Below are 26630 nucleotides of genomic sequence, written 5' to 3'. Positions count from 1 at the left end.
AAGGAAAATAATTATGCGATTATTTATTTCTATAAATTTGAATGAAGATATCTGTGACAGGATATATGATGCAATCTGTCATATCAAGGAGATTGCCCGAAAGGGACACTTCAGCCGTAAGGAAAATCTCCATGTGACGCTGGCCTTTTTAGGGGAAGTTGATTCTGATGATGTAGATAAAGTTAAGTTGTGTATGGATGCGGTGAATGTGGAAAGCTTTGATATTCATATTGGCGGATTAGGGAGATTTAAAAGGACTGGCTTTGATATTTACTGGATTGGAATAGAAAAGTCCAATCCCATGAGCGAGCTACATAAGTTACTGAATTATGAATTGAACAGCAAAGGTTTTTCAGTAGATATGCGTGAGTTTAAGCCTCATTTGACTTTGGGCCGTGAGGTGAACTGTGATTATCAGGAATCAAAGAAACTGGTAGAAGAACTTGGGAGTATGACCCAGTCAGTAAATAAATTCAGTTTGATGCTTAGTGAACGAATCAATGGTAAACTAGTATACACAGAGCTTTATACCAGGGAGTTAATTAAGAAATGATGGAGATTTATAAATGACAAAGTTAAATTTAATTTATTTTAGTGCTACAGGAAATACCAAAAAAGTATTACAGACAGTAGCCAAGGAAATTACAGATAAGTACACAGAATATGATATTACTATGGAAAAAGATAGGGTTGAGGAAATTATTCCTCAATTTACTGAAGAGGATTTGGTTATGGTTGGTGTACCTGTTTATGGCGGACGTATACCTAGTTTTTTAATCTCATACTTAAATACCATAAAAGGAAATAATACGAAAGCGGTATTTACAGTTAATTACGGAAATCGCGAATATGAAGATGCACTAATTGAATTGAAAGACATATTTGAGGCAAATGGTTTTATCGGTATAGCGGGTGCAGCTTTTGTTGGTGAACATTCCTACACTGATTTAGTTGCAACAAATAGGCCTGATAAAAACGACTTATACATAGCTTGTGATTTTGGCAAAAAAATAGAAAAAAAGATACAGGCAATAAGAAGGGATCATACATATGAAAAGCTAATAGTGAAAGGCAAATTCCCTTATGTGGTGAAAGATAATGCGCCAGTATCGCCAACAGCACCAACAACAAATGCTCTTTGTATTAGGTGTGGTTTATGCGCAGAAACATGTCCAGTAGGTGCTATTAATAGAGATGATTTTATAGAGAGTGACCCGCATAAGTGTATGCATTGTAATAGATGTATAAAAAATTGTCCAGTTAATGCTAGAAAATTTGAAGCGGAATGGGTAAAAAATATAATAAACTGGCTTGAAACTACGTGTTCAGGAGTAAGAAAAGAACCAGAATTATTTATTTAAAATGAAGGAGAGCATATGCGGATTTTAATTGATGCCGATGGCTGCCCAGTGGTTGATATAGCAGTTGGAGCAGCAAAAAAACATAAGATGGAGTGCATTATTTTATGTGATACCTCTCATGTTTTTAAAAAGGAAGGGGCAACCACCATTATGGTATCTAAGGGGGCCGACAGTGTGGATTTTGCACTAGTAAATATGGTGCAGAATGGAGATGTGGTCATAACTCAGGATTACGGGCTTGCGGCCATGTGTCTTGCAAGACACGCTGTACCAATTAGTCAGAATGGGCTAATTTACAGTGAGGATAATATTGACGGTCTTTTGATGCAGCGGCATACTGCCAAGGAAATCCGTATGGGCGGAGGCAGGATGAAAGGACATGCAAAGAGAAAGGTGTGTCAGGATGAGGCGTTTAAAGAAACTTTGGAAGCTTGTTTGCAAAATAAAAAATGAAAATTCTTCTTTCGTTTGCGAAAATGTCGAATTTGGTGTATAATAAATATATAGTTTATTTGTAAATCGGCGACGTTAAGAAAGTAAACCTATATTAGGAATTGGCATTGCACAGGTTTCTATGCTTCAATAGAATACCTGTGCAGTTTTTATGCTTCAATAGATATAAAATAGAATGAAGATGGCAAGTGAGGAGTTAAATGAAGGTAGTATATAAGAATTTTAGTTTAGGAGCAATTGAGGAAAATATATCAAATTTAATTAAAGAATGTGAGCTATGGGGCGATTTAGATTTAGCTTATGAGGAATACGAGATATTAAGCGAAAAAATATTTGAGGTTACAAATAAAGACTCAAGCGTATTACAAATTCAGAAAAGTTATCCATTAGTAAACATAACACATGCGGTAAATCTAATTCTTCATGAAGAATACGAAGAATTCTGGAGTACGTATAGCGAAAAACTAGGGGTTACTATCAATAACAATCAAAAAATTATATTAGGTAAAAATTGGAAACTTATATTTAACAAACTTGGTTTTAATAAATTTAATAGTGATATTAAAGATATGAGCGTAATGCCAATTTTATCTCAGGCGGGGATACCAAATAGTGAGATTGAAGACATTTTTGATATGATAAAATACAGCAATATGCAGGAAGAATTTGATCCGGCGGTGTTAATTAATGAATTGACAAGCTGGCGTAGCTATGCCATTGGATTAGCAACTACCTCCTATATAAAATTGTATCCAGAGAGAGCAGCTAAATTCTTCATGGATATGAATGAACTTGTAAATTTAAGTGAAAACACAGATATAGATGAAGAAAAATATAGTGAAAGAGTTATAAGCAAATTTAAGGAATGGAAAGAAAAACAAAAATACCTAGGCAGGAAACGTCCGAAAAACACAGAGGTGCCATCGCCATATTTAATATATAACCAGAAAGAAAATCAGTTCAGTATGGTTTTACCACCATATTCTGTTAAAAATGAATATGCTCATTACATGAAATACAAGATAGTGGATAGTGATTATAATCGATACGAGGGAAAAGTTGTAATCAGGGGTGACGGACAAGGAAGATATATAAAGGAGCTAGTGATTCCTGTAAATGCAGCGAGAGCCTATTCGGTTCATTGGTATGATGATACAGACGAGGCCAATCCAATGCTGGATAAAAAAATCACAGGAGTTTTAGGGTATGGCCATGTCATTTTTGATTGTAATGGTAAAGAAGTTGATGAGGCAGTATTACAGGAAAATTGTAAGACTGAAGAGACAACATTTTCAATAAATTCGAAAGAATCCATTTTGGAAAACATTCGATATAGAGATGATTTGGGGAAACAAAATAAAGCAATAATCTATTGGGATGCACGAAAAAATTATCCTGTAAAATCCCTAGTATTAAAGCAATTGAATAATCATGCTTTTTCTGAGGAAATTGATACGATGAAGTGTAAGCAGTTAAAAGCGGCTTCAGGAGAAAAGGATTTTATATACTTGAAAAATAAGTTGGAAAGCGGAGTTTATAAAGTGTGCGATGCAGATACTTGTCATTTGAGTAATGAATTCTTTACCCCTATAGAGATTGATGATATTCACATTTTTAAACACAGAGAAGAAGGATATAAAGAGAATATTGGCAGCCTCAATGAGATATTAATCACCACATTGATGAATTATGATTCTATAAAAATGCTTGAAAAACTAAAAATTGTAGTGAAAGAAACAGGGGCTAAAAGAGATCCTTATTTGGATAGTGAAGGTTGTGAAATACTAGCTTTACTTATATGTAATTTTTGTGGACAGGATAAAGAGAATGAAGAGGATGATAGTAACTTGAAGAGCAATAATAGACGTTGTGCTCAGATGATTGAAGAAATACTACACCTCATCAGTTTACACATGTTAAATACAGAGCAAAGAGGTTTCATCCTGGAGAATATGTGTAGATATCATTTGTCACAAAAGGAATTTGAAACCTGTTTTGAAGTCCTTAATTTGCAAATGGCTAGTTTTAGAGGCACTACAGAAATTTCTGCTAACGAAATTGAAAAGCTGGCTCAAGTAAATGATATAGCAGCGATGCGGTTATATTTGAAAAATCCAATGGATTATAAACAAGGCATGAAACTGCTGGGATTAACAGGCATTGAGGCTATGCAGGAAATGCTGCAGTTTGATGAAACTATAACCACATCCTCAGACTGGCTGGCACGTTATGAAGAACTTGTTAAAGGAAACGTGGACAAGCAGGATTATAAGTTTTTCCCGACTTCTAAGATTACAGGAAATCATACAGAATTTCATGATATGGTCAACTGGGGTGTTCCAGGACAGTATAAATCACCTGAAATCAATTTTGATTTAAAACACAGTGAAGGTATACCGTTCTGTGGTCAGCTTTATTTGGATGTATTACTTTCATGGTATATGGAGTATCGAAACAAGTCCGAGCAAATGACAGGTCTTGTTAAAGAATTGGGCATGCTGATTTCATCTATTGATAAAGCTTATATGTCATTAAATCAGGGTATAAAGAACTCTATTATACTTTATGAAAGGTCACTTAGTGCCAGATATATCGAAGGCAAAAGTGTATTTGCGACTTTTTATTATTGTGGGTTGGCTTCTGTAATGTTAGCGTTGCATGGACATATAGATTTAGATCCCGAAACTTTGAAGATTTGCGATCGATTCATACAAAAAATGAACCTATTGTTTCCTGAATTGGTGGAAAGAGATTTACTCTTGGCGGATATGTATGTTCTATTTAATAAATAAATAATAAATGAAGAATAGGTAATGAAAGATGATTATCAGTGCAAGCAGGCGAACTGACATTCCAAATTATTATTTTGACTGGTTTACAAACCGCTTGAAAGAGCGGTTTGTTTTAGTGAGAAATCCAATGAACTATAATCAGGTGAGTGAAATTGATTTATCTCCTGAAGTGGTGGACTGTATTGTGTTCTGGACAAAAAATCCAGCACCAATGCTGGACAACCTTAAGCAGTTGAAGGATTATCATTACTATTTTCAATTTACGATTACTTCCTATGACAAGGATATGGAAATAAATGTACCTTCTAAATCAAAGAATTTAATTGACACATTTAAAAGGCTTTCAGATCAAATTGGCCCAGAAAAGGTTATATGGAGATATGATCCTATTCTGATAAATAATAAATATAATCAGGACTATCATGTGGAACATTTTGAAAAAATAGCCAAAGAACTTGAACATTACACAGAAAAATGCATCTTCAGTTTTATAGATTTCTATCCTAAGATTAAAAACAACCTGGCAAAATTGGGAGCATCAAGTCTGGATGATGGTGCAAAACGCACAATGGCAGAAATGTTGTTCCATATAGCAGGCAGGTATGGCTTAAAGTTAGAAACCTGTGCAGAAAACATAGATTTAAGTCCCATAGGAATTGGTCATGGTAAGTGCATTGATGACGTACTAATTGAAAGAATTACTGGGTATCCAATTATTTCGAAAAAGGACAAAAATCAGAGAATGGAGTGTGGCTGCATAGAAAGTATCGATATTGGGGCATACAATACCTGTAGGAATGGATGTAAATATTGCTATGCAAATCATAGTCCTGTTACAGTAGGAAAGAATATAGAAAAATATGAGTTCGATTCCCCCGTTTTGTGCAGTAAAATAACAGAAAGCGATAAAATAAAAGAGCGAACGGTTACATCGGGAAAGCAGGAACAGTTGATGTGGAGGTTAATATGATTACCAAATATACAAATAAAGCAAACTTAATATTTGGATTTAAAAGTGCCGATTTAATAGGCAGAGAAACTGCGAAATATGGGAATAAGGTGCTAATCGTTACAGGAAAATCCAGCACAAAGAAATCAGGATTGTTGGACAGGGTGATTGAGCAGCTTAAAGAAGAAAAAATCGATTATGTGCTCTTTGACAAGGTAGAAAAGAATCCTGTGATTTCCATTGTAATGGAAGGCTCAAAAGCAGCCCAGAAAGAAAAGTGTGATGTGGTATTGGCCCTTGGAGGCGGCAGCATTATGGATGCTTCAAAAGGCATTGCTTTCTTTTCTAAAAATGATGGGGATTTTGAGGAACATCAGCTTGGGAAGGTGGAAGAAAAACCTTCCTTACCTTTGATTCTTGTTCCTACCACTTGTGGTACAGGTAGTGAAGTCAATAGTATTGCGGTGTTTACAAAGGATGAAACTCAGGATAAGAGAGGTATGCGTAAAAACGGATTTATGGCAAAGGCTTCTATTGTTGATCCAGAATTAATGATGTCAATGCCAAAACAGGTTTTAGCATCAGTAGGTTTTGATGCTTTATGTCATTTACTGGAGGCCTACGTTTCTACAAGAGCGAATCATATGAGTGATATATTTGCAGAGAAGGGAATAACGCTGATAAAGGATAATCTGGTTAAGGTATATGAAGACTACAACGATAGAGAAGCCTGGGAGGCAGTAGCCTTGGCTAGTACATTGGGCGGATATACACTGGAAACTGCTGGAGTTTGTGCACCTCATGCATTTGAACATCCATTGAGCGGGTATAAAAATGTCACACATGGCGAAGGTTTAGCTGCGGTTATGCCAGCCATCGTCAGAGCATCCATAAACGGAAATCCACAAAAGTTTGCAAAATTATCAAAACTGTTAGGTGGAACGGATGAGACAGATTGCGCAGAGACTATAGAAAAACTATTAAGAGAAATAAACCTGAATATTTCATTAACAGATTTAGGTTTTGTGGAGGAAGATATAGAGTGGCTTGCCACAAATATATTTAAGGTATCTTACGGGAATATAAAAGTAAATCCTGTAGTATTCGCAAAAGAAGAGATGGAACAGATATACAGAGAGTCGCTAAAAAGAAGGTAAATATTTTACCTATTTTCTATAAAAAGCTATTGACTATATGGTAACTGTATACTTTAAACTATTGAGTAGGAGGGGATAATATGAAACTTTCACTCAAAATTAAGACAGCATATGGGACCATAGCCATAGCTGACCAATGCTTATATTTCCTTTATGGTACGTTTTTCTTGTTTTTTATGACTACAGTAGTTGGAATAGATCCTGGAATTGCAGGAATCATAGCAGCTCTTGGTGCTGTATGGGATGCAGTTTGCTCAGCAGTTATTGGGTTTATATCCGATAACACTCGTTCGAGGTTTGGAAAAAGAAAAGTGTTCATCATTTTTGCATCAGTGCCGGTAGCCATTGTAACTACGCTATTATTTACGGCTATAGAAGCAACCATGACCGTAAAGATTGTTTACTATGTATGTATGACTTTACTTTTCTGGACTGGGTTTTCTTCGTTTTTTATCCCATTTTTAGCATGGGGTGCAGAGCTTACAGAAGACTATAATGAACGAACAAGGCTAAGGTCCTTTGCCTATGTGGGAAACACTTTAGGCATGGCTATAGGCGCGGTAATGCCTACAATATTTGTGGACCATTTAGTTCATATGGGCAGAACACAGGCTCAAGCATGGCATGGAACGGCAGCTATGATTGCAGGCTGCGTATTTTTATCACTTTTTATCGGGGCTTCGATTATAAAAGAACCGCCAAATAACCTTGAAGATAGGCCTAAATCTGAAAAAATAACGATTAAGAAGTTCTGTCAGATAATAATAGATATGTTTAAAGGATTTGCAGAGATTCTTAAATTGAGGACTCTTAGATATGCTGTTTACGCAAGTATATTGTATTTAGCAGCAAATACAATATTTGTGGCTGACAGGCTATATTTTTATACATATAACATGGGGCTGAATGCTTTAAGCATAACTGCCTTAATGGCCATAGAGCCCTTTGCAGGGATGGTATTTGTACCAATTTTAATGGCTACAAGTCATAAATTTGATAAGCGCAGTCAGTTCATGATAGGTATGAGCATTTGTGCTCTAAGTATGATAGCGCTTCGATTTATTGGCGTTACCAATTTTATTGAAGCAGCACTTATGCTGGTTGCTTTTGGGTTAGGAGCCATATGCTATTGGCAGTTGATGCCAGCCATGATGTATGACGTTTGTGAAGTAGACGAATTAGTCAGTGGGAAACAAAGACAGGGAACGATTGTGTCCCTTCAGGCAATATCAGAATCTTTATCGGAGGCAGTAGGTTTAGTTTTGTTAGGAAATATGCTTCAGTGGGCTGGTTTTGACGGAAATGCACCCGTGCAGCATGAAACCGCATTGTTCTGGGTAGACAATGCATTTACCATTATACCGGGAGTCTTTATGTTTTTATCCGTATATATGATATATAAATATCCTATTACAAAGAAACTGTTTAACAGAGTGCTTGCGGCAGTGGAAAAACAGAGAGAAGGGGAAGCGGTAAACCTGGAAGAGTTTAAAGAAGTTATTTAATTAGTGTTACTTTATTTGCTACAGTACACGGATATTTTTATCATATAATTGTCATATCCACACATGGATAGTTCATCAAGCATGGTATCCTCATAGAAATATTCTCCAGGAGTGTACCCTTTTTTAAGTAAGTCGTTTATAAGCATCTTATAACTTTCAAAAGCCGTATTATAGCCGTGTCGGTGATATATAACGGCATAAGTACCAGCAGGTTTTATATGTAGATTAGGATACCGCTTATTTAAAACTTTTGTATATATGTGGGTATAGGAGTAGTAAATTTCACTTTTGGGCATATCAGATATTCTTATGGTGCTCCCGATTGAATGAATCATATAAAGCCCTAAGTCATGGCAATAGTTATAATGTTTTGTAATAGCTGCAGCTATAGACCTGTCATCTGGCGTGCCACTATAATCTGTAGCAATCAGATATTCTTCTGGCATTTTTACATAAGTAACCTTTTCTGTTTCGGCCTGAAGTCCCTCTGTAGTTATGTCAGTTTTAGTTTTTATATAGTTTTTTATCCATTCCAGTTCTGTAAGCTTATTGTCAACTTCTTTCTGCTTTTCATGAAGAAGCTGTATAAGACTTTCTGGCGTTCGGGTATCTAAATAGTTTTTTATGTCTTTTAAGGGCATGTCTAATTCTTTTAACATGGTAATAATTTCAAAAACTTCAATTTGCTGATATGAATAATAGCGGTAGCCATTTTCCCCAATGACTTCTGGAGAAAAAATACCTATATTGTCATAATGAAATAGTGTTTGCTTCTTTACGTTACAAAGTTTTGCAAATTCTCCTGTAGTATAATAGTTCTGTTTTATGAAATCCATTATTTATCTTCCTTTCAAAAGGTCCATTGCCTAAATTATACTGTTTTAGTATAATATATCAATAGGGTATTTTATTTATTATAACCTATCCCTTTTTATGATACAAATAACAAGAAGCCAAGAGGCTTAAATTCCAAATTTTAATTTTAAAATTTGGACAGAATACTAGAAAAAATAAAACGAGGTACGAAATGAATTACATTGAAACAAAAATATATACAAGCAGATTTGGAATAGAGCACATTCTGAACACACTTTCTGAGATGGAAATAGAAGATGCTGTTATTGAAGATCCTGCAGATGTTGAAGATCTTATGGATAAGAAGAATTCTTATGATTGGGATTATGTTGATGCAAGTGTTATGGAACAGATCAATGAAGAACCCACGGTTATTTTATATATGGAGGATTCACAAGAAGGGAAGGCCAAAGTACAAGCTGTAAAACAGGCAATGGACAGCCTTAGAGAACGTATGAATCAAGGAGAACTGGGAGATAAAAACTCTTTTGGAAGAATGGAAGTTGAAGATCGGCTTGTGAAAGATGAAGATTGGAAGGACAACTGGAAAGAATTCTTCAAACCTGCTAAAATTACGGACAGAATAGTGGTAAAACCTACATGGGAAGTATATGAGAAACAGTCGGAAGACGAGCTGATTATAGAGATTGACCCAGGTATGGCATTTGGTACAGGGACACATGAAACCACAACGCTTTGCATTAAGCTGCTGGAAAAATATTCGGAGAAAGATGATGCAGTACTGGATGTGGGCTGTGGCTCAGGTATTTTATCTATTGCAGCAGCATTACTTGGGATAAAGAATATCCTAGGAGTGGATATAGACCCCGTAGCTGTTGATGTTTCTAGAGAAAATGTTGAATTAAATGGGTTTTCTGATGTAGTTAAAATCCAATATGGTGATTTAACAAAGGGAATAGATTACAAGGCGGATGTGGTTGTAGCTAATTTAATGGCTGACCTGGTCATGATGCTGTCCTGTGATGTGGCCAAACATTTAAAGGGCAAAGGGATTTTTATTTCATCCGGTATTCTTATAGAAAAGCAGGAGCAGGTTTCTGAATCGATTAAAAACAATGGATTTGAGATTGTAGAAGTTTTAGAACAGGGCGACTGGTGTGCCATAGCAGCGAGGTTAAAATAGATGAGCAGATTTTTTACTACTCTAGATAATATTGGGGATAAAACCATACAAATAACAGATAAGCAGGACATTCAGCATATAGTAAAAGTTCTACGGTTACGTGAAGGTGACAAGATCGATATATCAGACTCAGCGAAGTGGGAATATGAAACAGAAATATCCTATATAGATAAAGATTATGTTGAAGCGATCATTCTGGATAAGCAGAAATTTACCAATGAGCCTTTTACTAAAGTAACCTTATTTCAAGGGGTACCAAAGCAGGGTAAGATGGAACTAATCATACAGAAAACAGTAGAATTAGGTATATATGAAATAGTACCAGTTTTTACAGATCGTACAGTAGTTACCGATAACGGAAAGTTTTCAAAGAAGATTGAACGCTGGCAGAAGGTTTCAGATGAAGCCGTAAAGCAGTGCAAACGAGGTATTATCCCAAATGTAGGGGATGATATTACTTTTAAACAAATGCTTAGCTTACTGGCAGGTTTTGATTTAGTACTATTCCCCTATGAAAATGAAGATAACAGAACGATTAAGGATGCATTAAGAGGATTGAACAACAAGCCTGAAACAGTGGCTATAATCATAGGCCCAGAGGGCGGTTTCTCTGATAAAGAAGCGGATACCCTTCGAGAAATGAATACACAATGTGTAACTCTGGGGAAAACTACACTTAGAACTGAAACAGCCGGAATGGCGGCACTTGCCATGGCTATGTACGAGTTAGAACTCTAAATATTTTTTAAGCAGGATGTTTAAAAAGAACTATAAAAAGGTATATATTTAGCATAATATGAAATCTTTAGTAGATATTAATGGATGGAGCATATATAATATAAGCAAATGTATAGTATATGTTTTAATTTGGAGGTAATTTGTATGAGTGATAAGAAATTTTTTGTATGTAAGCATTGTGGAAACTTAGTTGGAATGATTAAGGATTCGGGAGTACCTATGGTCTGTTGCGGAGAAAAAATGACAGAACTTGAAGCAAATACAGTAGATGCAAGTTTTGAAAAACATATACCTGTTGTAACGGTAGAAGGCAATTTAGTTACAGCAAAGGTAGGTTCTGTTGAACACCCTATGGTAGAAGAACATTTTATTGAATGGTTATATTTACTGACATCAAAAGGTGGACAAAGAAAGGGCCTTGCACCAGGTGAAAAACCTGAAGCTCAGTTCGCTTTGGTTGATGGTGAAAAGCCACTGGAAGTATATGCTTATTGCAACTTACATGGTCTTTGGAAAACTGAAATTTAATTATAAACAACAAAGAAAAGGAGATATTCTAAATAGGATATCTCCTTTTAATATAATTTTAAACTCTCTTACATATACTGTTAAAAAGCATGTTGATATAAAGGTTAACAGAAATGGAGAGAGATAATGGCAATTAAAATTTTTATTGATCAGGGGCATAACCCACAAAATCCTAATGCCGGTGCAGAGGGAAACGGAGTAAGAGAACAAGATATTACATACGAAATAGGTGTTAGACTGGCAGCACTTTTAAACGCTAACTCAAATTTTGATGCAGAGCTTTCCAGGAATTCCCCAACTGAAATACTGGGGACGACCAACGCTACCAGTCTTCAGACCAGAGTGTATGCAGCTAATTCATGGGGAGCAGATTTTTTCATAAGTTTACACTGCAATTCAAGCGAGATAAAAGAAGCCAGTGGAAGCGAAGCGTATGTTTTTAGGAGTGACAGTCCAGCTTATGATATGGGCCTGAGGATTTTAGAGGGTCTTAATTACAGCACAGGATTGGAGAACAGAGGAGTATTTGTGCGCCCAACTTTATATGTCTTAAGAACAACGGATATGCCGGCTGTACTGGTGGAAATGGGATACATAAGCAATCCAAGGGATGCATATTTAATGACTTATGACCCAGAAAGCTTTGCAAGGGGTATATATAACGGAATACTTTTATATTATGGTATGCTTTAAAACTAAAAAAATTGGGGTGGAAGGTAATATTACCTGACCACCCCAATTTTTATTTCTGATCCAGAATATTCTTAAAAAAACTGGCACTGCTTTTCCCAGGAGGACGGAGATATCTTCCCAATTTATACAGACATTCTGGATCGCGTGAAATTCTATTTACCTTTTGTGAACAGGTTAAGGATGCCTTAAATCCCATTTCTTTTGTAAGCGCTTCTGAATTTTTAGTATAGTATCCAAATGGATAAGCAATCGTATTTGGCGTAACACCCGTATAATCGGTTATACGCTGTTGCAGCAGACCGATATCGCCAACGAAATTTTCCTTATATGCTGCTAACCCTTCTCCTGACTTTTCACTGCATCCTTTTCTGCCTTTATCATAAGTATGCATATTATAGGTATGATTCTGTATTTCAATATGACCTGACATAAGCATCTCGTTGATTTGCCCCCAAGAAAGATATGAATAATAAGAATTAAATATTTTAATAAGACTATATCTGTCAGTTTGAGAACCGATAATTGAAATCACTGCTTTTTGATTATACTTCTTAAGAAGAGGATATGCATACAGATAATTGTTGTAAAAACCGTCATCAAAGGTTAAAATGATAGGTTTTTTAGGGAGAGGAGCTCCGGTATAAACATAATCTATCAGTTCAGTCATAGTAATTGCAGTATAACCATTATCGTTCAGATACTTTAAATCGTTTTCAAATGAATCAGGTGAAATAAAATATTTATTCTGTAGCTTGATATCTTTAATCAGGCCATGATACATAATAATGGGTAATTTTATTGTGTCTGTTTGTGAGGCTTTATCCTTAACAGTTATTGTACTGCCGCCAACTTGAGGAGGGGGTACCTTACAAAGAGTAAAGATAATTGAAATAGAAAGCATTACAATGCATAATGCCAAGGAAGACCATATCGCAGGCCAGATTAGTTTATGAAAGCGCATTTTAACCTCCCAAAGGTATAATATCTAACTATATGACGGATATAGGTTAAATATGATTTTACTACGAGTGATAACATGATAGCTGGTTTTATATTGCAGTAATTTATTGTAAGGTATATTATCTAATTACGTTAAATTATCATTACTTTGTAAAAAGGAGACCAAAATGGGAGCTAGATTCAAGAGAAATGTTAAAACTATACCAAGGCTAACCCTTACATCTATCAATACAAAGGGACAAGAAAGCACCAGTATCGGCATACCTGAAAAAAAGGCATATTATATTGATGGTCAAAATCAAAATGCATATTTTAAAGCGGAGGGCAAAACTAGAGAAGAAGTTGAGGAATCTCAAAATTTGTTTAGGAACCAAAGAAATCTTGAAAAAAAATTTAAGGCTGCTAAAAAATTAAAAGCCCAATATTCAAATAAAACTTTAAAAACATTTTCGGTAATTTTTAAATGCTTGGGGGTACTTCTTGTGATAACGGGTCTTATGTTATGTTTAATATCTCTCTTTGCATTACTCTTAGTAGGATACGGTATCTTTACGATTTACCAAGGAGACTTTTATTCTAAAATGGTAAAGGGCTATTATGACATGTAATTATTGAATTTATATAATCATTGAAAATCGATTGTATTTACGATATTATTATTTAAATACAAAATGGAGGACTTTAACTTGAGTAATAATAAAGAAATAACAAATGAAATTCAAATAGATGGCAGAAAAATGAAGATTGCTTTTCACACCCTAGGCTGCAAGGTAAATCAATATGAGACGGAAGCATTAAAAGAGAAATTTAAAAGTCATAATCATGAAATTGTAAATGAAAACGATTTTGCAGATGCTTATATTATCAATACCTGCACAGTAACCAGCCTGGCAGATAGAAAGTCCCGCCAATACATCAGAAGGATGAAAAAAATTAATCCGGATAGTATAGTTGCAGTAACAGGCTGTTATGCACAGGTTAGCCCTGAAGAGGTGGGGGCTATAGAAGCAGTTGATATTGTTACAGGAACAAATCAGAAGAATCGATTGGTTGAGTTAGTGGAGAATTATAAAAAAACTCCATATGCTGATACGGAAAAATATGTGGATGAATATGAGCAGCTTTGTGAATATGAGGAAACCGGTATTATTACTTCCATGGAATCTAGAACCAGAGCTTATATTAAAGTACAAGAGGGCTGTAACCGTTTTTGCTCTTATTGTGTGATCCCTTATGCCAGAGGGCATGTCAGAAGCAGGGCAGTTGCCGATGTGATAAAGGAAGCAGAGAGTCTCATACAAAGAGGTTTTAAAGAAATAATTCTAACGGGTATTAATACGGCTCTTTATGGTACAGAGGAAGGATTTAACAAGAAAAATGTTATAAGTGACAATCTATGGGGTATAGAAATCATAATTAATGAGCTTGAGAAGTTAGACGGTAACTTTAGAATAAGGCTTAGTTCTCTTGAGCCGACAGTTATCAATGTAGACTACGTTGAAAGACTTCTGAAATATAAGAAACTTTGTCCTCACCTTCATTTATCTATACAAAGTGGAAGTAATAAAATTCTAAAGGACATGAACAGACACTATGACCGGGAAGAGTATCTGGATATAGTACGTACTTTAAGAGGTTTTGATGCAGGGTATGGCATAACTACTGATTTAATTGTAGGATTTCCAGGAGAAACGGAAGAGGATTTTAAAGACAGCTTAGATATAGTAGAACAGGTTGGATTTTGCAAGGTACATGCATTTAAATACTCCAAGAGAGAAGGAACAAAGGCAGCATTAATGAAGGGCCATGTTGCACCTGAAGTAAAGAATAGAAGAATAGAAGAACTGATTTCTGTTGGGAATAAGGCTTCTGAGAAGTTTTTTGAGAATAATTTAAATACGTATAGAACGGTTCTTATTGAGGAATATTTAGAAGATATAAATTGTCTGACGGGATATACAGAGAATTACATTAAGGCTTATATAAAATGTGATGACTTGGATAGTGGATTTAGTGGGGAGAGCCTGCTTAATACATTTACAAAAGTAAACCTGACTAATCCGTATAAAGACGGTGTAATGTGCCAGCTAATCTGATGGAACAGTTCCTAATTCGTATGAGATAATGAGGTGCTATGATGAGAAAAGTAAAATTAATTTTAACCGTAATAATAGTGTCATTACTTCTGCTCTTACTTGGTTCTTGTGGTGAAGAGGATGCTAAAAATATGACATCTCAGGAAAAGGCCACAGACAGTGAAGAAGTAGAAGAGATGGTTATGCCAGAGGACCTTGGAACCACCAAAGATCTAAATTCATTTGCAACTATTGATATCTACGGTAATCAGGTGGACAATGAGGTATTTAGTGATTATGAGTATACTATTATTGATGTTTGGGGAACTTACTGTACACCTTGTATAAATGCTATGCCTGATATGAAAAAGGTTTATGACGAATATAAGGACAAGGGCGTCAATGTTATGGGCATTGTGATTGATGTGCAAAATGCAGACAGGTCACCGCAGATGGAAGGAATAAAGAAAGCTAGAACTATTGTTGAAAAGCAGGGAGCAGATTTTACACATATTCTTATTCCGAAGAACCTTCTATATTCTTTTATGATGGATATTCAGTTTATTCCAACCCAGTTTATTGTAGATAGTGAGGGAAACATAATAAGTAATTATTATGAAGGAGGGAAATCCTATGAGCAATGGTGCAAAATATTAGATGAAAAATTAGACAATAAGAAACAGGCAGTAAAACTTGAAAACTAACATAAAATGGATTATAATGATAAAATGATGAATCTAGAAAGGGAGTAAAACTTATGGCAGAATGTATCTTTTGTATGATTGCAAATAAAGAAATTCCATCGAATATAGTATATGAAGATGATAAAATCGTTTGTTTTCACGATTTAGAACCTCAGGCACCAGTTCATGTTTTGATTATTCCGAAGAAACATATTCCGTCTATGGATGATGTGAATGAAGAGGATCAGGCATTACTTGGACATGTTATGCTTAAGGTAAAGGATATAGCTGAAACACTCGGACTTGAAAATGGTTATAGACTTGTAAACAACTGTGGTGAAGATGGTTTTCAAACGGTAAAGCATTTGCATTTTCATCTTCTTGGAAAAAGAAAAATGACTTGGCCGCCAGGTTGATAAAAAAATCACTTGCCTTATGGGACAAAAGATAGTATAATACATACGTTGTAGATAAAACCGTTGGACCAGCATTCGTTAGTTCATGAGAGGTCAGGAGGTGAATTGGATACATGGCACAGGTAGTTGTAAGAGAAAACGAAAGTTTAGAAAGCGCTCTTAAGAGATTTAAGCGTTCTTGCGCAAGAGATGGAGTAATGTCAGAATTGAGAAAAAGAGAACATTACGAAAAGCCAAGCGTAAAGAGAAAGAAAAAGTCTGAAGCTGCAAGAAAAAAGGCTAAGAAGTTTTAGTTAGCTGATTTCTGTAGAGATAGATTAGAGGTGTTTTAATTGACCTTAAAAGAAAGATTAACAAGTGACTTCAAAGACGCTATGAAGGCGAAAGATGAAGTTAGAAAGAATACAGTAAATTTTGTTCGTGCTGCTATTAAGCAATATGAAGTTGATAATAGGGCAGAACTTGACGATGAAGGTGTTTTGGCAATTTTAACAAAACAAGTAAAAATGAGAAAAGACGCCCTCGCTGATTTTGAGAAAGCTGGTAGAACAGATCTTTTAGATTCCTACAACAGGGAAATAGAAATTTTATTATCATATTTACCCGAACAATTGTCCCCTGAAAAAATTGCAGAGGTTGTTAAAACAACTGCTATTGAGATGGGCATTGAAGGTGGAAAACAAAATATGGGTAAGCTTATGGGAGCTGTCATACCAAAGGTTAAAGGTTTAGCCGATGGTGGAGCAGTGAAAAAGGCTGTAGAAGAATTTCTAGCATAACGAAACATTTAACACCCCGATTATACAATCGGGGTGTTTTTTCTAGTATGGGGGTTTCATGAAAAATATTATTTCTAAAATGCTATCATTTGTATTTAAAAATGCTAAAGTTATTGTTGTAACTATATTTGTACTTATATTATGTTTTAATTATGTAAAGACTAAAGCAGAATTAAATCAACTATTAATGAAAAAAGATATTAAAGGCAGTTATGCTGTGCAGGATGTTCAAATGCCCATATCAGATAATGAATATCTTGTTTTTCAAGATGGGAGTTTTTATAGATACAAGCAGTTTGAGTTGTTAGATAAGGGAACTTATGAAAATGACCATGAAGACATTTACAAATTAAAAAGTGGCGATACCGATCAATATGTTATATGTAGTAATGAAAAAGTTTATTATTATGACCTGGAACGAAATAATATTTCAATCTATTATAAATTCTCTGATATGCCCACTTTTATAAATGTAAATGTTGATAATGAATGAAAGTGACGATTCTTATGTAAATTGCCTATGTGGGGGTAATCATAATTAATATTGTTTTAATATTGAAATTCCTACTAAACCTATGGTATAATAGTAATATTGTAAAACCAATTAATGAATGATTAGATAATAAGAAAACACAAATACTAATTTTAGATTTTTATCGTATAATGATCTATGCCAATTTGTGTAGAAATTGATGGAAGGTCAGATGCTAAAAAATCAAGAATTTTAACTTGCACATTTTTATTGTATAAAGGTAGGTATTAATAATGAAAGTATCAACAAAAGGAAGATATTCTTTAAGGCTGATGATTGATCTGGCAGAGCACAATACTGGTGAATATATTACACTTAAAGACATATCACAAAGGCAGAATATATCAACGAAATATCTTGAACAAATTGTAAGCCAGCTTTGTAAGTCAGGTTATTTAAATAGCGTCAGGGGCCCTCAGGGTGGATATAAACTGGCAAAAGCACCAACGGAATATACAATTGGGGATATACTAAGGATTACAGAAGGAAGTTTTGCTCCAACCACTTGCCTACAGGATAAGGAAAATCAGTGCGGTATGTATGGAGAGTGTTCTACTATCTCATTTTGGGAAGGTTTGTATGACGTGATAAACAAATATATAGATTCTTATACGCTTGAAGATATAGTGGAACAACATAAAGAAAAGGCTATGTGGGATTATAATATCTAGCCGTTAAACTGCTTATAATATAAGCAGTTTATTTTTTTGTGGCAATTATACTAAATTCCTATTGACAAAGTATGAAATACAATTTATTATTAATTCATACTAAAAAACAATTAATGCATAAGCATTAAAGAAAGTTTGGAAATAATATATTTATTGGAGGGTAATATTATGGCAAAAATATACAATAGTTTAACAGAATTAATAGGGAACACACCACTTTTGTCGCTTAACAATTATAACCATAACAGAAATTTAAAGGCTGAAATTGTTGCGAAGCTAGAGTATTTTAACCCAGCAGGAAGTGTTAAAGACAGAGTTGCTTTAAATATGATAAATGATGCAGAACAAAAGGGAATATTGAAACCAGGCAGTGTTATTATTGAACCTACTAGTGGTAATACCGGTATAGGATTGGCATCTGTTGCATCCGCGCGAGGATACAGGGCTATTTTAACCATGCCTGACACGATGAGTGTAGAACGTAGAAATCTGCTGAAAGCTTTTGGCGCTGAAATTGTTCTAACAGAAGGTGCAAAAGGCATGAAAGGTGCCATCGAAAGGGCAGAAGAATTAGCTAAAGAAATTCCAGGAAGTTTTATTCCAGGGCAGTTTAATAATCCTGCAAATCCAGAAGCACATAGAAAAACTACTGGTGTAGAAATCTGGAAGGATACAGAGGGACAAATAGATATCTTTATTTCTGCCGTAGGTACTGGTGGAACTTTGACAGGTACAGGTGAGTATTTAAAATCACAAAATCCAAATATAAAGGTTATAGCAGTTGAGCCAGCAGCTTCTCCTGTTTTGTCTGGTGGAAATGCAGGACCACATAAGATTCAGGGAATTGGAGCTGGTTTTATACCAGAAGTTTTAAATACAACTATTTATGATGAAATCATTAAAGTAGAAAATGATGATGCTTTTAATACAGCTAAGAATTCAGCTAAAGAAGAAGGATTATTAATAGGGATTTCCTCAGGAGCTGCACTTTGGGCAGCTACAGAAGTAGCAAAGAGAACGGAAAATGAAGGCAAGAGAATAGTAGTATTGCTTCCAGATACAGGAGAAAGATATTTATCAACCCCGAACTTTATTGATTAAATTAACATAACATTTAAAATCTCTTAAGAAAATGACCTCTAGTAGGTCATTTTTTTTAAAATTTGTAATACATTGTTATGATGAGGTGAGATTAATGTATGGATATAAAGAATGAACTACTTTATGATTTTAATTTAAGTATGCCCAGAGTTCTTGTCAGTGGTCGCACAGGAATTATTGATAATGTTAAGAAAATTGTATTTGTATCGGAAAACAGTATCGTAATAGACAATGGAAAACGTTTTACTGCATTAAATGGTCAGGACTTGACTATAACTCAAATTGAGGATGAAAGGGTGCTGGTGGCGGGTGAAATCAAATCAATCGAGTTTTATGGAGCATTACCTGCTGATAAAGGTTGAAGGATTTAAACAGCAGGAATTTATTTCTGAGTGTATGAAAAAAAACATACTTTTAAGAAGTATTAAAATAAAAAACAATATTGAAATGACACTTAAAATAAAGAGCAACGATTTTGCTTCTTTTAAAACAGTAGGGAAAAATAAGTATAGAATAAGTATTATATCTGAAGGTGGATATATTCCACTATTGTCGGTTATTTTAAACAATAAAGCCAGAGTTTGTGGTATATTAGTATTTATACTTATAATATATTTTCAAACTTTCTTCATTTCTGAAATAAGAATAGATGGTTACGAAGTGTTTACTGAGCGGGAAATAAGGGAATGCTTAAAAGAAGGAGGTATGTTTGAAGGCTGTAAAAAGTCTATGGACTTAGAAAAACTAAAGCTTTATCTGTATGATAAACTTGACAATGTTGCCTTTGTAAGCATAAACCTAAAAGGATGTATGGCACAAGTAAAAATAGTGGAAGGAACAAAAAATTTAGAAAAAGTAGATAAATCTGCCCCTTGTGATATAGTTGCAGATAAAGAAGGGTATATATACAAAGTAACACCGATTGAAGGCATACGCGCTGCTGATACCGGCACCTATGTAAAAAAGGGTGATATAATAATTGCAGGCACAGTCCCTATAAAATCAACAGCCTATGGACAGCCAGAAAATGCTCTAACAGAAAGGTACGTTCATGCAGAAGGAACAGCCCTTGCTAAAATCCCGTATCGATTTGTTTACAACCAAAATGCATACGAGATTATAAAAAAGCCCACAGGAAAATCCTTTTATGCTTTCAACTTAAAATTGGGCGAAAAAAATATAGGTACTTCAGATTTATTTAATCCTTTTGAGGTTTCAACTGCAGATGAAATTAAAAGTTTTGAAGGAATCAGACCATTCCCTTTTGCTATTTCGATTTCCAAGGTAAATGAAATCGAGCTTCAATCCAGAAAAAGAAGCAAAGAGGAGATGGAAAAAGAGGTTAATAAGCTTGTTAGGCAAGAAATAAAAGAAAAATTACCTGAAAATGTGCAAATTTTAAATAAAAGTTTGTATTTTGGTAAGGAAAAAAATATAATAGAAGTAGCTGTAATGATTGAATCATTACAAAAAATCGGAATAGAACAGGAGATTGCTATTGGAGAACATGCAGAATGAAGAAATGAAACTTCAAGTAAGTGAGTCTATAGACCGAGGAGAGCTTTTCGGAAGCTTGGATTCAAATTTAAAAATTATAGAAGAATATTTTGGAATTACCATTATTCAAAGAGATAATGAATTAATACTTAAAGGTGAAAAAGTTATTGAAGCACAAAAGGTTATTGCCGAAATGATGTCCATTATTTCTATGGGTGAGAAATTAGACACTCAGAAAATTAATTATGTAATAGCTTTATGTGAAAACGGCATGTCTTATAAAGAAAGTAAAATTAATAAAGACATTATATGTTTTACACATAAGGGCAAGCCATTAAAGCCTAAAACGATAGGACAAAAAGACTATGTAAACAGTATTCGAAAAAAGGATATTGTATTTGGAGTTGGACCTGCTGGCACAGGTAAAACCTATATTGCGGTTGCCATGGCTATAAGCGCTTTTAAAAATAAAGAAGTTCAAAAAATCATATTGGCAAGACCAGCAGTAGAAGCTGGTGAAAGGCTTGGTTTCCTGCCTGGCGATTTACAGGAAAAGGTGGATCCATATTTAAGACCATTATATGATGCACTTTATGATATTTTAGGAAGAGAAGGGGCTTTAAGACTGAAAGAAAAAGAAGTTATAGAAGTAGTTCCGTTGGCATATATGAGAGGTAGAACGCTGGACAATTCATTTATTATTTTAGATGAAGCTCAAAATACAACGAAAGAGCAGATGAAGATGTTCTTAACTAGGCTTGGATTTGGCTCAAAGGCAGTTATTACAGGTGATATAACCCAAATAGACTTACCAAGAGGAAAAAAATCTGGATTAGTAGATGCTATTAATGTACTAAAACCAGTTAAAGATATTGATTTCTGTTATTTAAAAGATGTAGATGTAGTTAGACATGAACTTGTTAAAAAAATAATTAATGCTTATGAAAAATACTATAATGAGAACCCAGAACCAGAGGACAGAAATTTAGAGTAGAAAAAGTTATTGTTATATGCGGAATATGAGGTGACAGATATGAACATTATTTTTAGTGAAGAAAGAATGCCGGGACAAGCTGTTGTTGAGAAAATGATTGAAGCAGGAGAATTGTGCGTTTTAGAGGAAGGTATGAATCCTGACTACATTGTTGTAAGTGTGACATTTGTAGATGAAGAAGAGATACATTCTTTAAACAAACAGTATAGAGGCGTGGATCGGATCACAGATGTTTTGTCTTTCCCTCAATTTGATGATTTAAATGACATACCTGAGGAAGGGGAGGTCTGCATTGGCGATGTTGTAATTTGTCCAGAGCAGGCATTATTACAGGCTGATGATTTTGGACATTCTCCAGAAAGAGAATTGATTTATCTATTTGTTCATAGTATTTTTCATTTGCTTGGATATGATCATATGGAAGAAGCTGACAAGCTAGAAATGAGAGCAAAGGAAGAACTTATTATGAATAAGATTGGAGTGGAAAGGTAGGCTTTTATATGAATGATAAAGAACTATTTTTGAAATCCCGTGAGGCGGCTAAAAATTCATATGCACCCTTTTCTAATTTTAATGTTGGTGCGGCATTACTAGCCAAAAGTGGAACCGTATATACAGGAGTTAATGTTGAAAATTCTTCTTTAGGTGGTACCATATGTGCAGAAAGAACGGCTTTTACCAAAGCCATTTCTGAAGGTGAAAGAGAATTTGATGCAATTGCTATATCAGGAAATGGCGGTGAGGCATGGCCTTGTGGAATATGCAGACAGTTTATGTATGAATTTGCGCCAGATTTAATCGTTATAACTGGAGATGATGAAGAACATTTAGATAAGATGACGTTAAGGGAACTTTTGCCTCATGGATTTAAATTGTAACAAGAAGGAGAAATAGATTGAAATCAGGATTCATTGGAATAATTGGCAGACCAAATGTTGGTAAATCAACATTATTGAATGCAATATTAGGAGAAAAAATATCCATTACTACAGATAAGCCACAGACTACAAGAAATAGTATAAGAGGCATTTATACGCATATGGCTGAGAATAAAGGTGAAGAAGATGTGCAGATGATTTTTATTGATACACCTGGAATTCATAAACCAAAGAATAAATTGGGCAGTTATATGACTGGCATGGCAGTAAATACTTTTAAAGAGGTAGAAGTAATTATTTTGATAGTTGATGATGAACTATCTGCTGGAACGGGCGATAAGTATATTTTAGATTTATTACAAGGTGTGGAAACTCCAAAGATATTAGTAATAAATAAAATAGATAAATTGGAACCTGAAAAGTACCGTAGAATTTATGAAGAATATAGTGCTATGGGTATTTTTCATGCAATCTATGGAGCTTCGGCTATTGATGGTAAAAATGTTGATGTTATAATGAAGGAGATAGAAGGTCTGCTTGAGGAAGGACCTATGTATTTTCCCGAAGATATGGTCACCGATCATCCTGAAAGATTTATTGTTAGTGAAATCATTAGAGAAAAGGCACTTTTATACCTTGAAAAGGAAGTACCACATGGTATTGCTATTGAAATAGAAAGCTATAAAGAAGAAAACAGAATTACAAAAATTGGTGCTGTGATTTACTGCGAAAAGAAATCGCACAAAGGTATTATTATCGGAAAAGAGGGCAAAAAATTAAAGGGTATAGGTAAAAGCTCTCGAATGGAAATTGAAGCACTCTTAGGGACAAAGGTATTCTTAGAATTATGGGTAAAGATTAAAGAGAACTGGAGAGACAGCGATTTTGCTTTATCTAACTTTGGTTATGATAACAAGGAATAGATATGTATACTGATACGGAAGGTATAGTTTTAAAAAATGTTAAGATGCCTGGTGGCAGAAAAATATTGGTATTATTTTCTTTAAAATATGGAAAGATAAGTGCAGGAACCAATATTAATGAAAAAGGAAGAAGTAAATCCACTCTTGCTTTAAGGCCTTTTACTTATAGTAAATTCGAAATATATAAGAACAGGGAAAGTTATAATGTTAACAGTGCTGAAGTGATAAAAAGTTTTTACAAAATTGGCGAAGACGTTGATAAATATATGTATGCATCATATATTCTTGAATTTACGGATAAGATTATTTCAGAAAATGAAAGAGCACCTCAGTTATTCGATTTACTTATTGATTATCTGACTGCTTTAGAAAAAAGAAATAAAAAATATGCCACGCTTGCTTTAGCGTATCAGATTAAATCACTTTTATATATTGGCTGCGCGCCAGAAGCTAAGAAGTGTGTATGCTGTGGACAACATGAAGACCTTAATTGGTTTGCTATAAACGAAGGTGGTGTGCTTTGTGAAAATTGCTTAAATAAACTAAAAAGTAATGTTAATGAGTCATTGATTTATGGCGTAAATTTTGGTATTATTGAGGTAATAAATTATATTTTGTCAAATCCCCTTAAGAACTTGGAAAATTTGGCATTAAATGATAAAACACAAGAAAAGCTTAAAATAATTATACGTAATTATATAGCGTATCATTTAGATATTAGGGATTTAAAAAGCGAAAGCTTTCTAATTGAATAATTTGAGGAGGTAAGATTATGGAGATTACATTAGAGAAGATTGAGTTAGTAAAAGACAGAACAGGTGTTAGCTATAAAGAAGCAAAGGAAGCTTTGGAGGCGGCTGATGGAAGTGTTGTCGATGCGATTATAAACATTGAAGAATCCATAGATGAAAAAGGGAAATCTAAAATCGGTGAAGGCAGTTCACAGATTATTGAAAAAATCAAAGAAACTGTAAAAAAAGGTAATGTATCAAAGATTATTGTTAAAAAAGATGATGAGGTTATGTTGAACTTACCTGTTAATATAGGTATTGTAGGAACTTTTCTTGCACCATGGGCTATGATTGCAGGTTTAATTGCTGCCTTTGGTACAAAGTGTGTTATAGAACTTGTTAAAGATGACGGTGCAATTATTGATATCAGTGAGATGGCAAATGATACAATTGGAGATATCGTTGAAAAGGGTGCTGTAATAGCGGATGAAGTAAAAGTAAAAGGCGTTGATGTTTATAATAATGTCAAGAATAAAACTTCAGATGCCTTAAATAAAGTTAAAAAAGAAGAATCAGAAGAAGATGGATGCTGCTATGATGAATCTGAGTGTGGTGAAGATTGTTGCTGCAACAATGATGATACGGAACATGAGGAATGCAGTTGTGGTTGCAATTGTCAGGAGGAAGAGAAGTAGTTTTAGGCAATAATTAAATAATTAATAAATTTCAAAAGACGAGCTTGGCTCGTTTTTTGGATATAATAAAAAAACTAGGAATGGTAGGTAGATATGAGTAAAGAAATTACAATGGAGAAAATTACAGCTTTAGCTAAAAACAGAGGTTTTGTTTATTCTGGCTCTGAAATTTACGGAGGACTAGCAAATACTTGGGATTATGGTCCTATTGGTGTTGAATTAAAGAATAATGTTAAGAAGGCTTGGTGGAGAAAATTTGTCCAAGAATCAAAATATAATGTGGGTCTTGATGCTGCAATTTTAATGAATCCAAAAACTTGGGTCGCTTCAGGACATGTTGGTGGATTCGCAGATCCGCTAATTGACTGCAAAAGCTGTAAAGCAAGATTTAGAGCGGATAAGCTTATTGAAGATTACTTAAAAGAACAAAACATTACAGACATAACTGTTGACGGATGGTCAAATGAAAAGCTAGAAGCATACATTCAGGAAAAGGAAATTGCATGTCCAGAATGTGGAAAAAACGATTTTACAAATATTAGACAATTTAATCTGATGTTTAAGACTTTTCAGGGTGTTACAGAAGACTCTAAATCAGAAATATTCCTTAGACCTGAAACTGCACAGGGTATATTTGTTAACTTTAAAAATGTACAGAGAACTTCTAGAAAAAAGATTCCATTTGGTATTGCACAGGTTGGTAAATCATTCAGAAATGAAATAACACCGGGTAATTTTACTTTTAGAACAAGAGAATTTGAGCAGATGGAACTTGAATTTTTCTGCAAGCCTGGTACTGACCTTGAATGGTTTAATTATTGGAAGGATTATTGTGAAGCATTCCTTAAATCCCTTAACATGAAGAAAGAAAGCTTTAGATTAAGAGACCATGAGCAGGAAGAATTATCACATTATAGTAATGCAACTACTGATATAGAATATCTGTTCCCATTTGGATGGGGTGAGTTATGGGGTATTGCTGATAGAACGGATTTTGACTTAAAGCAGCATAGCGAACATTCTGGTCAGGAAATGAACTATGTAGATCCTGAGACAAATGAAAAATATATTCCGTATTGTATTGAACCTTCACTAGGAGCTGACAGAGTTACATTAGCATTCTTATGTGAAGCATATGATGAAGAAGTACTTAAAGATGCAAATGGTAAAGAGGACACAAGAGTTGTTCTAAGATTCCATCCAGCCCTTGCGCCATTTAAGGCAGCAGTGTTACCTTTAGCTAAGAAGCTTGCCCCTGTAGCACAGCCTATTTACGAAGAACTTTCAAAGTACTTTATGGTTGACTATGATGAAGCAGGGTCTATTGGAAAGCGATATAGAAGAGAAGATGAAATCGGTACTCCATTTAGTATTTGTGTTGACTTTGATACTGAAAGTGATGGGTGCGTTACAATTAGAGACAGAGACACTATGGATCAGGTTAGAATCCCTGTAACACAGGTAAAGCAGTACATTGAAGAAAGATTAGTATTCTAGTCTTTTGGCAAAGAGAGAAGGAG

At 34.6% G+C, this 26630-nt stretch carries 31 protein-coding genes; 29 read left to right on the top strand and 2 right to left on the bottom strand.

Annotated features, from left to right (window positions below; translation table 11 throughout):
- Window positions 1-13 precede the first annotated feature (13 nt).
- The 7 genes from thpR to RTW14_RS10185 all read left to right on the top strand — a co-directional run bounded on the left by thpR (window position 14) and on the right by RTW14_RS10185 (window position 8217).
- Window positions 14-553: an RNA 2',3'-cyclic phosphodiesterase gene (gene thpR / locus RTW14_RS10215; protein ID WP_312650492.1), complete on the top strand. Its 540-nt coding sequence runs from the start codon at window positions 14-16 to the stop codon at window positions 551-553.
- A 13-nt stretch (window positions 554-566) separates the two neighbouring features.
- On the top strand, window positions 567-1361 hold the full coding sequence (locus RTW14_RS10210) for an EFR1 family ferrodoxin (protein WP_312650489.1): 795 nt from the start codon (window positions 567-569) through the stop codon (window positions 1359-1361).
- Window positions 1362-1376: 15 nt separating this feature from the next.
- Window positions 1377-1814, top strand: coding sequence for a YaiI/YqxD family protein (locus RTW14_RS10205; RefSeq protein WP_312650486.1), 438 nt, complete (start codon window positions 1377-1379; stop codon window positions 1812-1814).
- Between the two features lie 200 nt (window positions 1815-2014).
- Window positions 2015-4606 (top strand): hypothetical protein, encoded by a 2592-nt coding sequence (locus RTW14_RS10200; protein WP_312650483.1) that lies wholly within the window; start codon window positions 2015-2017, stop codon window positions 4604-4606.
- 28 nt (window positions 4607-4634) lie between these two features.
- On the top strand, window positions 4635-5576 hold the full coding sequence (locus RTW14_RS10195) for a DUF1848 domain-containing protein (RefSeq protein WP_312650480.1): 942 nt from the start codon (window positions 4635-4637) through the stop codon (window positions 5574-5576).
- Window positions 5573-6712, top strand: coding sequence for an iron-containing alcohol dehydrogenase (locus tag RTW14_RS10190; RefSeq protein ID WP_312650477.1), 1140 nt, complete (start codon window positions 5573-5575; stop codon window positions 6710-6712). Before RTW14_RS10195 ends, RTW14_RS10190 begins: the two co-directional genes overlap by 4 nt.
- 80 nt (window positions 6713-6792) lie before the next feature.
- The gene (locus RTW14_RS10185) at window positions 6793-8217 is read left to right on the top strand and encodes an MFS transporter (RefSeq protein ID WP_312650474.1); all 1425 of its coding nucleotides are present in this window, start codon (window positions 6793-6795) and stop codon (window positions 8215-8217) included.
- Between the two features lie 11 nt (window positions 8218-8228).
- Here the strand turns inward: RTW14_RS10185 and RTW14_RS10180 are convergent, their stop codons facing one another.
- Window positions 8229-9053: a MerR family transcriptional regulator gene (locus RTW14_RS10180; RefSeq protein ID WP_312650471.1), complete on the bottom strand. Its 825-nt coding sequence runs from the start codon at window positions 9051-9053 to the stop codon at window positions 8229-8231.
- 191 nt (window positions 9054-9244) lie between these two features.
- Here RTW14_RS10180 and prmA point away from each other — a divergent pair, with 191 nt between their 5' ends.
- The 4 genes from prmA to RTW14_RS10160 all read left to right on the top strand — a co-directional run bounded on the left by prmA (window position 9245) and on the right by RTW14_RS10160 (window position 12175).
- Window positions 9245-10216: a 50S ribosomal protein L11 methyltransferase gene (prmA, locus tag RTW14_RS10175; RefSeq protein ID WP_312650467.1), complete on the top strand. Its 972-nt coding sequence runs from the start codon at window positions 9245-9247 to the stop codon at window positions 10214-10216.
- The gene (locus tag RTW14_RS10170) at window positions 10217-10954 is read left to right on the top strand and encodes an RsmE family RNA methyltransferase (RefSeq protein ID WP_312650462.1); all 738 of its coding nucleotides are present in this window, start codon (window positions 10217-10219) and stop codon (window positions 10952-10954) included. It begins immediately after the preceding gene.
- Between the two features lie 144 nt (window positions 10955-11098).
- Window positions 11099-11482 (top strand): desulfoferrodoxin family protein, encoded by a 384-nt coding sequence (locus tag RTW14_RS10165; protein ID WP_312650458.1) that lies wholly within the window; start codon window positions 11099-11101, stop codon window positions 11480-11482.
- 126 nt (window positions 11483-11608) lie between these two features.
- Complete coding sequence (locus RTW14_RS10160) at window positions 11609-12175, top strand: N-acetylmuramoyl-L-alanine amidase family protein (protein WP_312650454.1); 567 nt, start codon at window positions 11609-11611, stop codon at window positions 12173-12175.
- Window positions 12176-12224: 49 nt separating this feature from the next.
- Here RTW14_RS10160 and RTW14_RS10155 read toward each other — a convergent pair whose 3' ends face one another.
- Window positions 12225-13136, bottom strand: a complete 912-nt coding sequence (locus RTW14_RS10155; protein WP_312650451.1) for a polysaccharide deacetylase family protein — start codon at window positions 13134-13136, stop codon at window positions 12225-12227.
- A gap of 166 nt (window positions 13137-13302) precedes the next feature.
- Between RTW14_RS10155 and RTW14_RS10150 the strand changes: the two genes are divergently transcribed.
- The 18 genes from RTW14_RS10150 to RTW14_RS10065 all read left to right on the top strand — a co-directional run bounded on the left by RTW14_RS10150 (window position 13303) and on the right by RTW14_RS10065 (window position 26607).
- Window positions 13303-13743, top strand: a complete 441-nt coding sequence (locus RTW14_RS10150) for a hypothetical protein (RefSeq protein ID WP_312650448.1) — start codon at window positions 13303-13305, stop codon at window positions 13741-13743.
- A gap of 78 nt (window positions 13744-13821) precedes the next feature.
- The gene (mtaB, locus tag RTW14_RS10145) at window positions 13822-15231 is read left to right on the top strand and encodes a tRNA (N(6)-L-threonylcarbamoyladenosine(37)-C(2))-methylthiotransferase MtaB (RefSeq protein ID WP_312650446.1); all 1410 of its coding nucleotides are present in this window, start codon (window positions 13822-13824) and stop codon (window positions 15229-15231) included.
- A 41-nt stretch (window positions 15232-15272) separates the two neighbouring features.
- Complete coding sequence (locus RTW14_RS10140; RefSeq protein ID WP_312650441.1) at window positions 15273-15914, top strand: TlpA family protein disulfide reductase; 642 nt, start codon at window positions 15273-15275, stop codon at window positions 15912-15914.
- Window positions 15915-15967: 53 nt separating this feature from the next.
- Window positions 15968-16309: a histidine triad nucleotide-binding protein gene (locus RTW14_RS10135; RefSeq protein ID WP_312650438.1), complete on the top strand. Its 342-nt coding sequence runs from the start codon at window positions 15968-15970 to the stop codon at window positions 16307-16309.
- A gap of 113 nt (window positions 16310-16422) precedes the next feature.
- The gene (gene rpsU / locus RTW14_RS10130) at window positions 16423-16602 is read left to right on the top strand and encodes a 30S ribosomal protein S21 (protein WP_027399339.1); all 180 of its coding nucleotides are present in this window, start codon (window positions 16423-16425) and stop codon (window positions 16600-16602) included.
- A 39-nt stretch (window positions 16603-16641) separates the two neighbouring features.
- Window positions 16642-17088 carry a GatB/YqeY domain-containing protein gene (locus RTW14_RS10125; protein WP_312650436.1) on the top strand — a complete coding sequence of 149 codons (447 nt, stop codon included), beginning with the start codon at window positions 16642-16644 and terminating at the stop codon, window positions 17086-17088.
- A 58-nt stretch (window positions 17089-17146) separates the two neighbouring features.
- Window positions 17147-17581, top strand: coding sequence for a hypothetical protein (locus tag RTW14_RS10120; RefSeq protein ID WP_312650435.1), 435 nt, complete (start codon window positions 17147-17149; stop codon window positions 17579-17581).
- 272 nt (window positions 17582-17853) lie between these two features.
- Window positions 17854-18291, top strand: a complete 438-nt coding sequence (locus RTW14_RS10115; protein WP_312650433.1) for an RrF2 family transcriptional regulator — start codon at window positions 17854-17856, stop codon at window positions 18289-18291.
- A gap of 168 nt (window positions 18292-18459) precedes the next feature.
- Window positions 18460-19392, top strand: coding sequence for a cysteine synthase A (cysK, locus tag RTW14_RS10110; RefSeq protein WP_312650429.1), 933 nt, complete (start codon window positions 18460-18462; stop codon window positions 19390-19392).
- A 98-nt stretch (window positions 19393-19490) separates the two neighbouring features.
- Complete coding sequence (locus RTW14_RS10105) at window positions 19491-19754, top strand: YabP/YqfC family sporulation protein (protein ID WP_312650427.1); 264 nt, start codon at window positions 19491-19493, stop codon at window positions 19752-19754.
- A complete protein-coding gene (locus tag RTW14_RS10100) occupies window positions 19702-20910 on the top strand; it encodes a sporulation protein YqfD (protein ID WP_312650424.1) in 1209 nt (402 codons plus the stop codon). The genes RTW14_RS10105 and RTW14_RS10100 overlap by 53 nt, the downstream gene beginning before the upstream one ends.
- Complete coding sequence (locus tag RTW14_RS10095; RefSeq protein ID WP_312650771.1) at window positions 20900-21883, top strand: PhoH family protein; 984 nt, start codon at window positions 20900-20902, stop codon at window positions 21881-21883. Before RTW14_RS10100 ends, RTW14_RS10095 begins: the two co-directional genes overlap by 11 nt.
- A 39-nt stretch (window positions 21884-21922) precedes the next feature.
- Window positions 21923-22375 (top strand): rRNA maturation RNase YbeY, encoded by a 453-nt coding sequence (gene ybeY, locus RTW14_RS10090; protein WP_312650420.1) that lies wholly within the window; start codon window positions 21923-21925, stop codon window positions 22373-22375.
- Window positions 22376-22383: 8 nt separating this feature from the next.
- A complete protein-coding gene (cdd, locus tag RTW14_RS10085) occupies window positions 22384-22761 on the top strand; it encodes a cytidine deaminase (protein ID WP_312650416.1) in 378 nt (125 codons plus the stop codon).
- Between the two features lie 17 nt (window positions 22762-22778).
- Window positions 22779-23684, top strand: a complete 906-nt coding sequence (gene era, locus RTW14_RS10080; protein WP_312650412.1) for a GTPase Era — start codon at window positions 22779-22781, stop codon at window positions 23682-23684.
- A 2-nt stretch (window positions 23685-23686) separates the two neighbouring features.
- A complete protein-coding gene (recO, locus tag RTW14_RS10075) occupies window positions 23687-24439 on the top strand; it encodes a DNA repair protein RecO (protein ID WP_312650408.1) in 753 nt (250 codons plus the stop codon).
- Window positions 24440-24456: 17 nt separating this feature from the next.
- A complete protein-coding gene (locus RTW14_RS10070) occupies window positions 24457-25110 on the top strand; it encodes a DUF4342 domain-containing protein (protein ID WP_312650405.1) in 654 nt (217 codons plus the stop codon).
- 93 nt (window positions 25111-25203) lie between these two features.
- Window positions 25204-26607: a glycine--tRNA ligase gene (locus RTW14_RS10065; protein ID WP_312650402.1), complete on the top strand. Its 1404-nt coding sequence runs from the start codon at window positions 25204-25206 to the stop codon at window positions 26605-26607.
- The last annotated feature ends 23 nt before the right edge of the window (window positions 26608-26630 follow it).

This window comes from Aminipila sp. (assembly GCF_032051575.1).
GTDB lineage: Bacteria > Bacillota > Clostridia > Peptostreptococcales > Anaerovoracaceae > Aminipila.
Note: the sequence above shows the minus strand (reverse complement) of the source record. Positions and strands in the feature narration are given on the sequence as shown.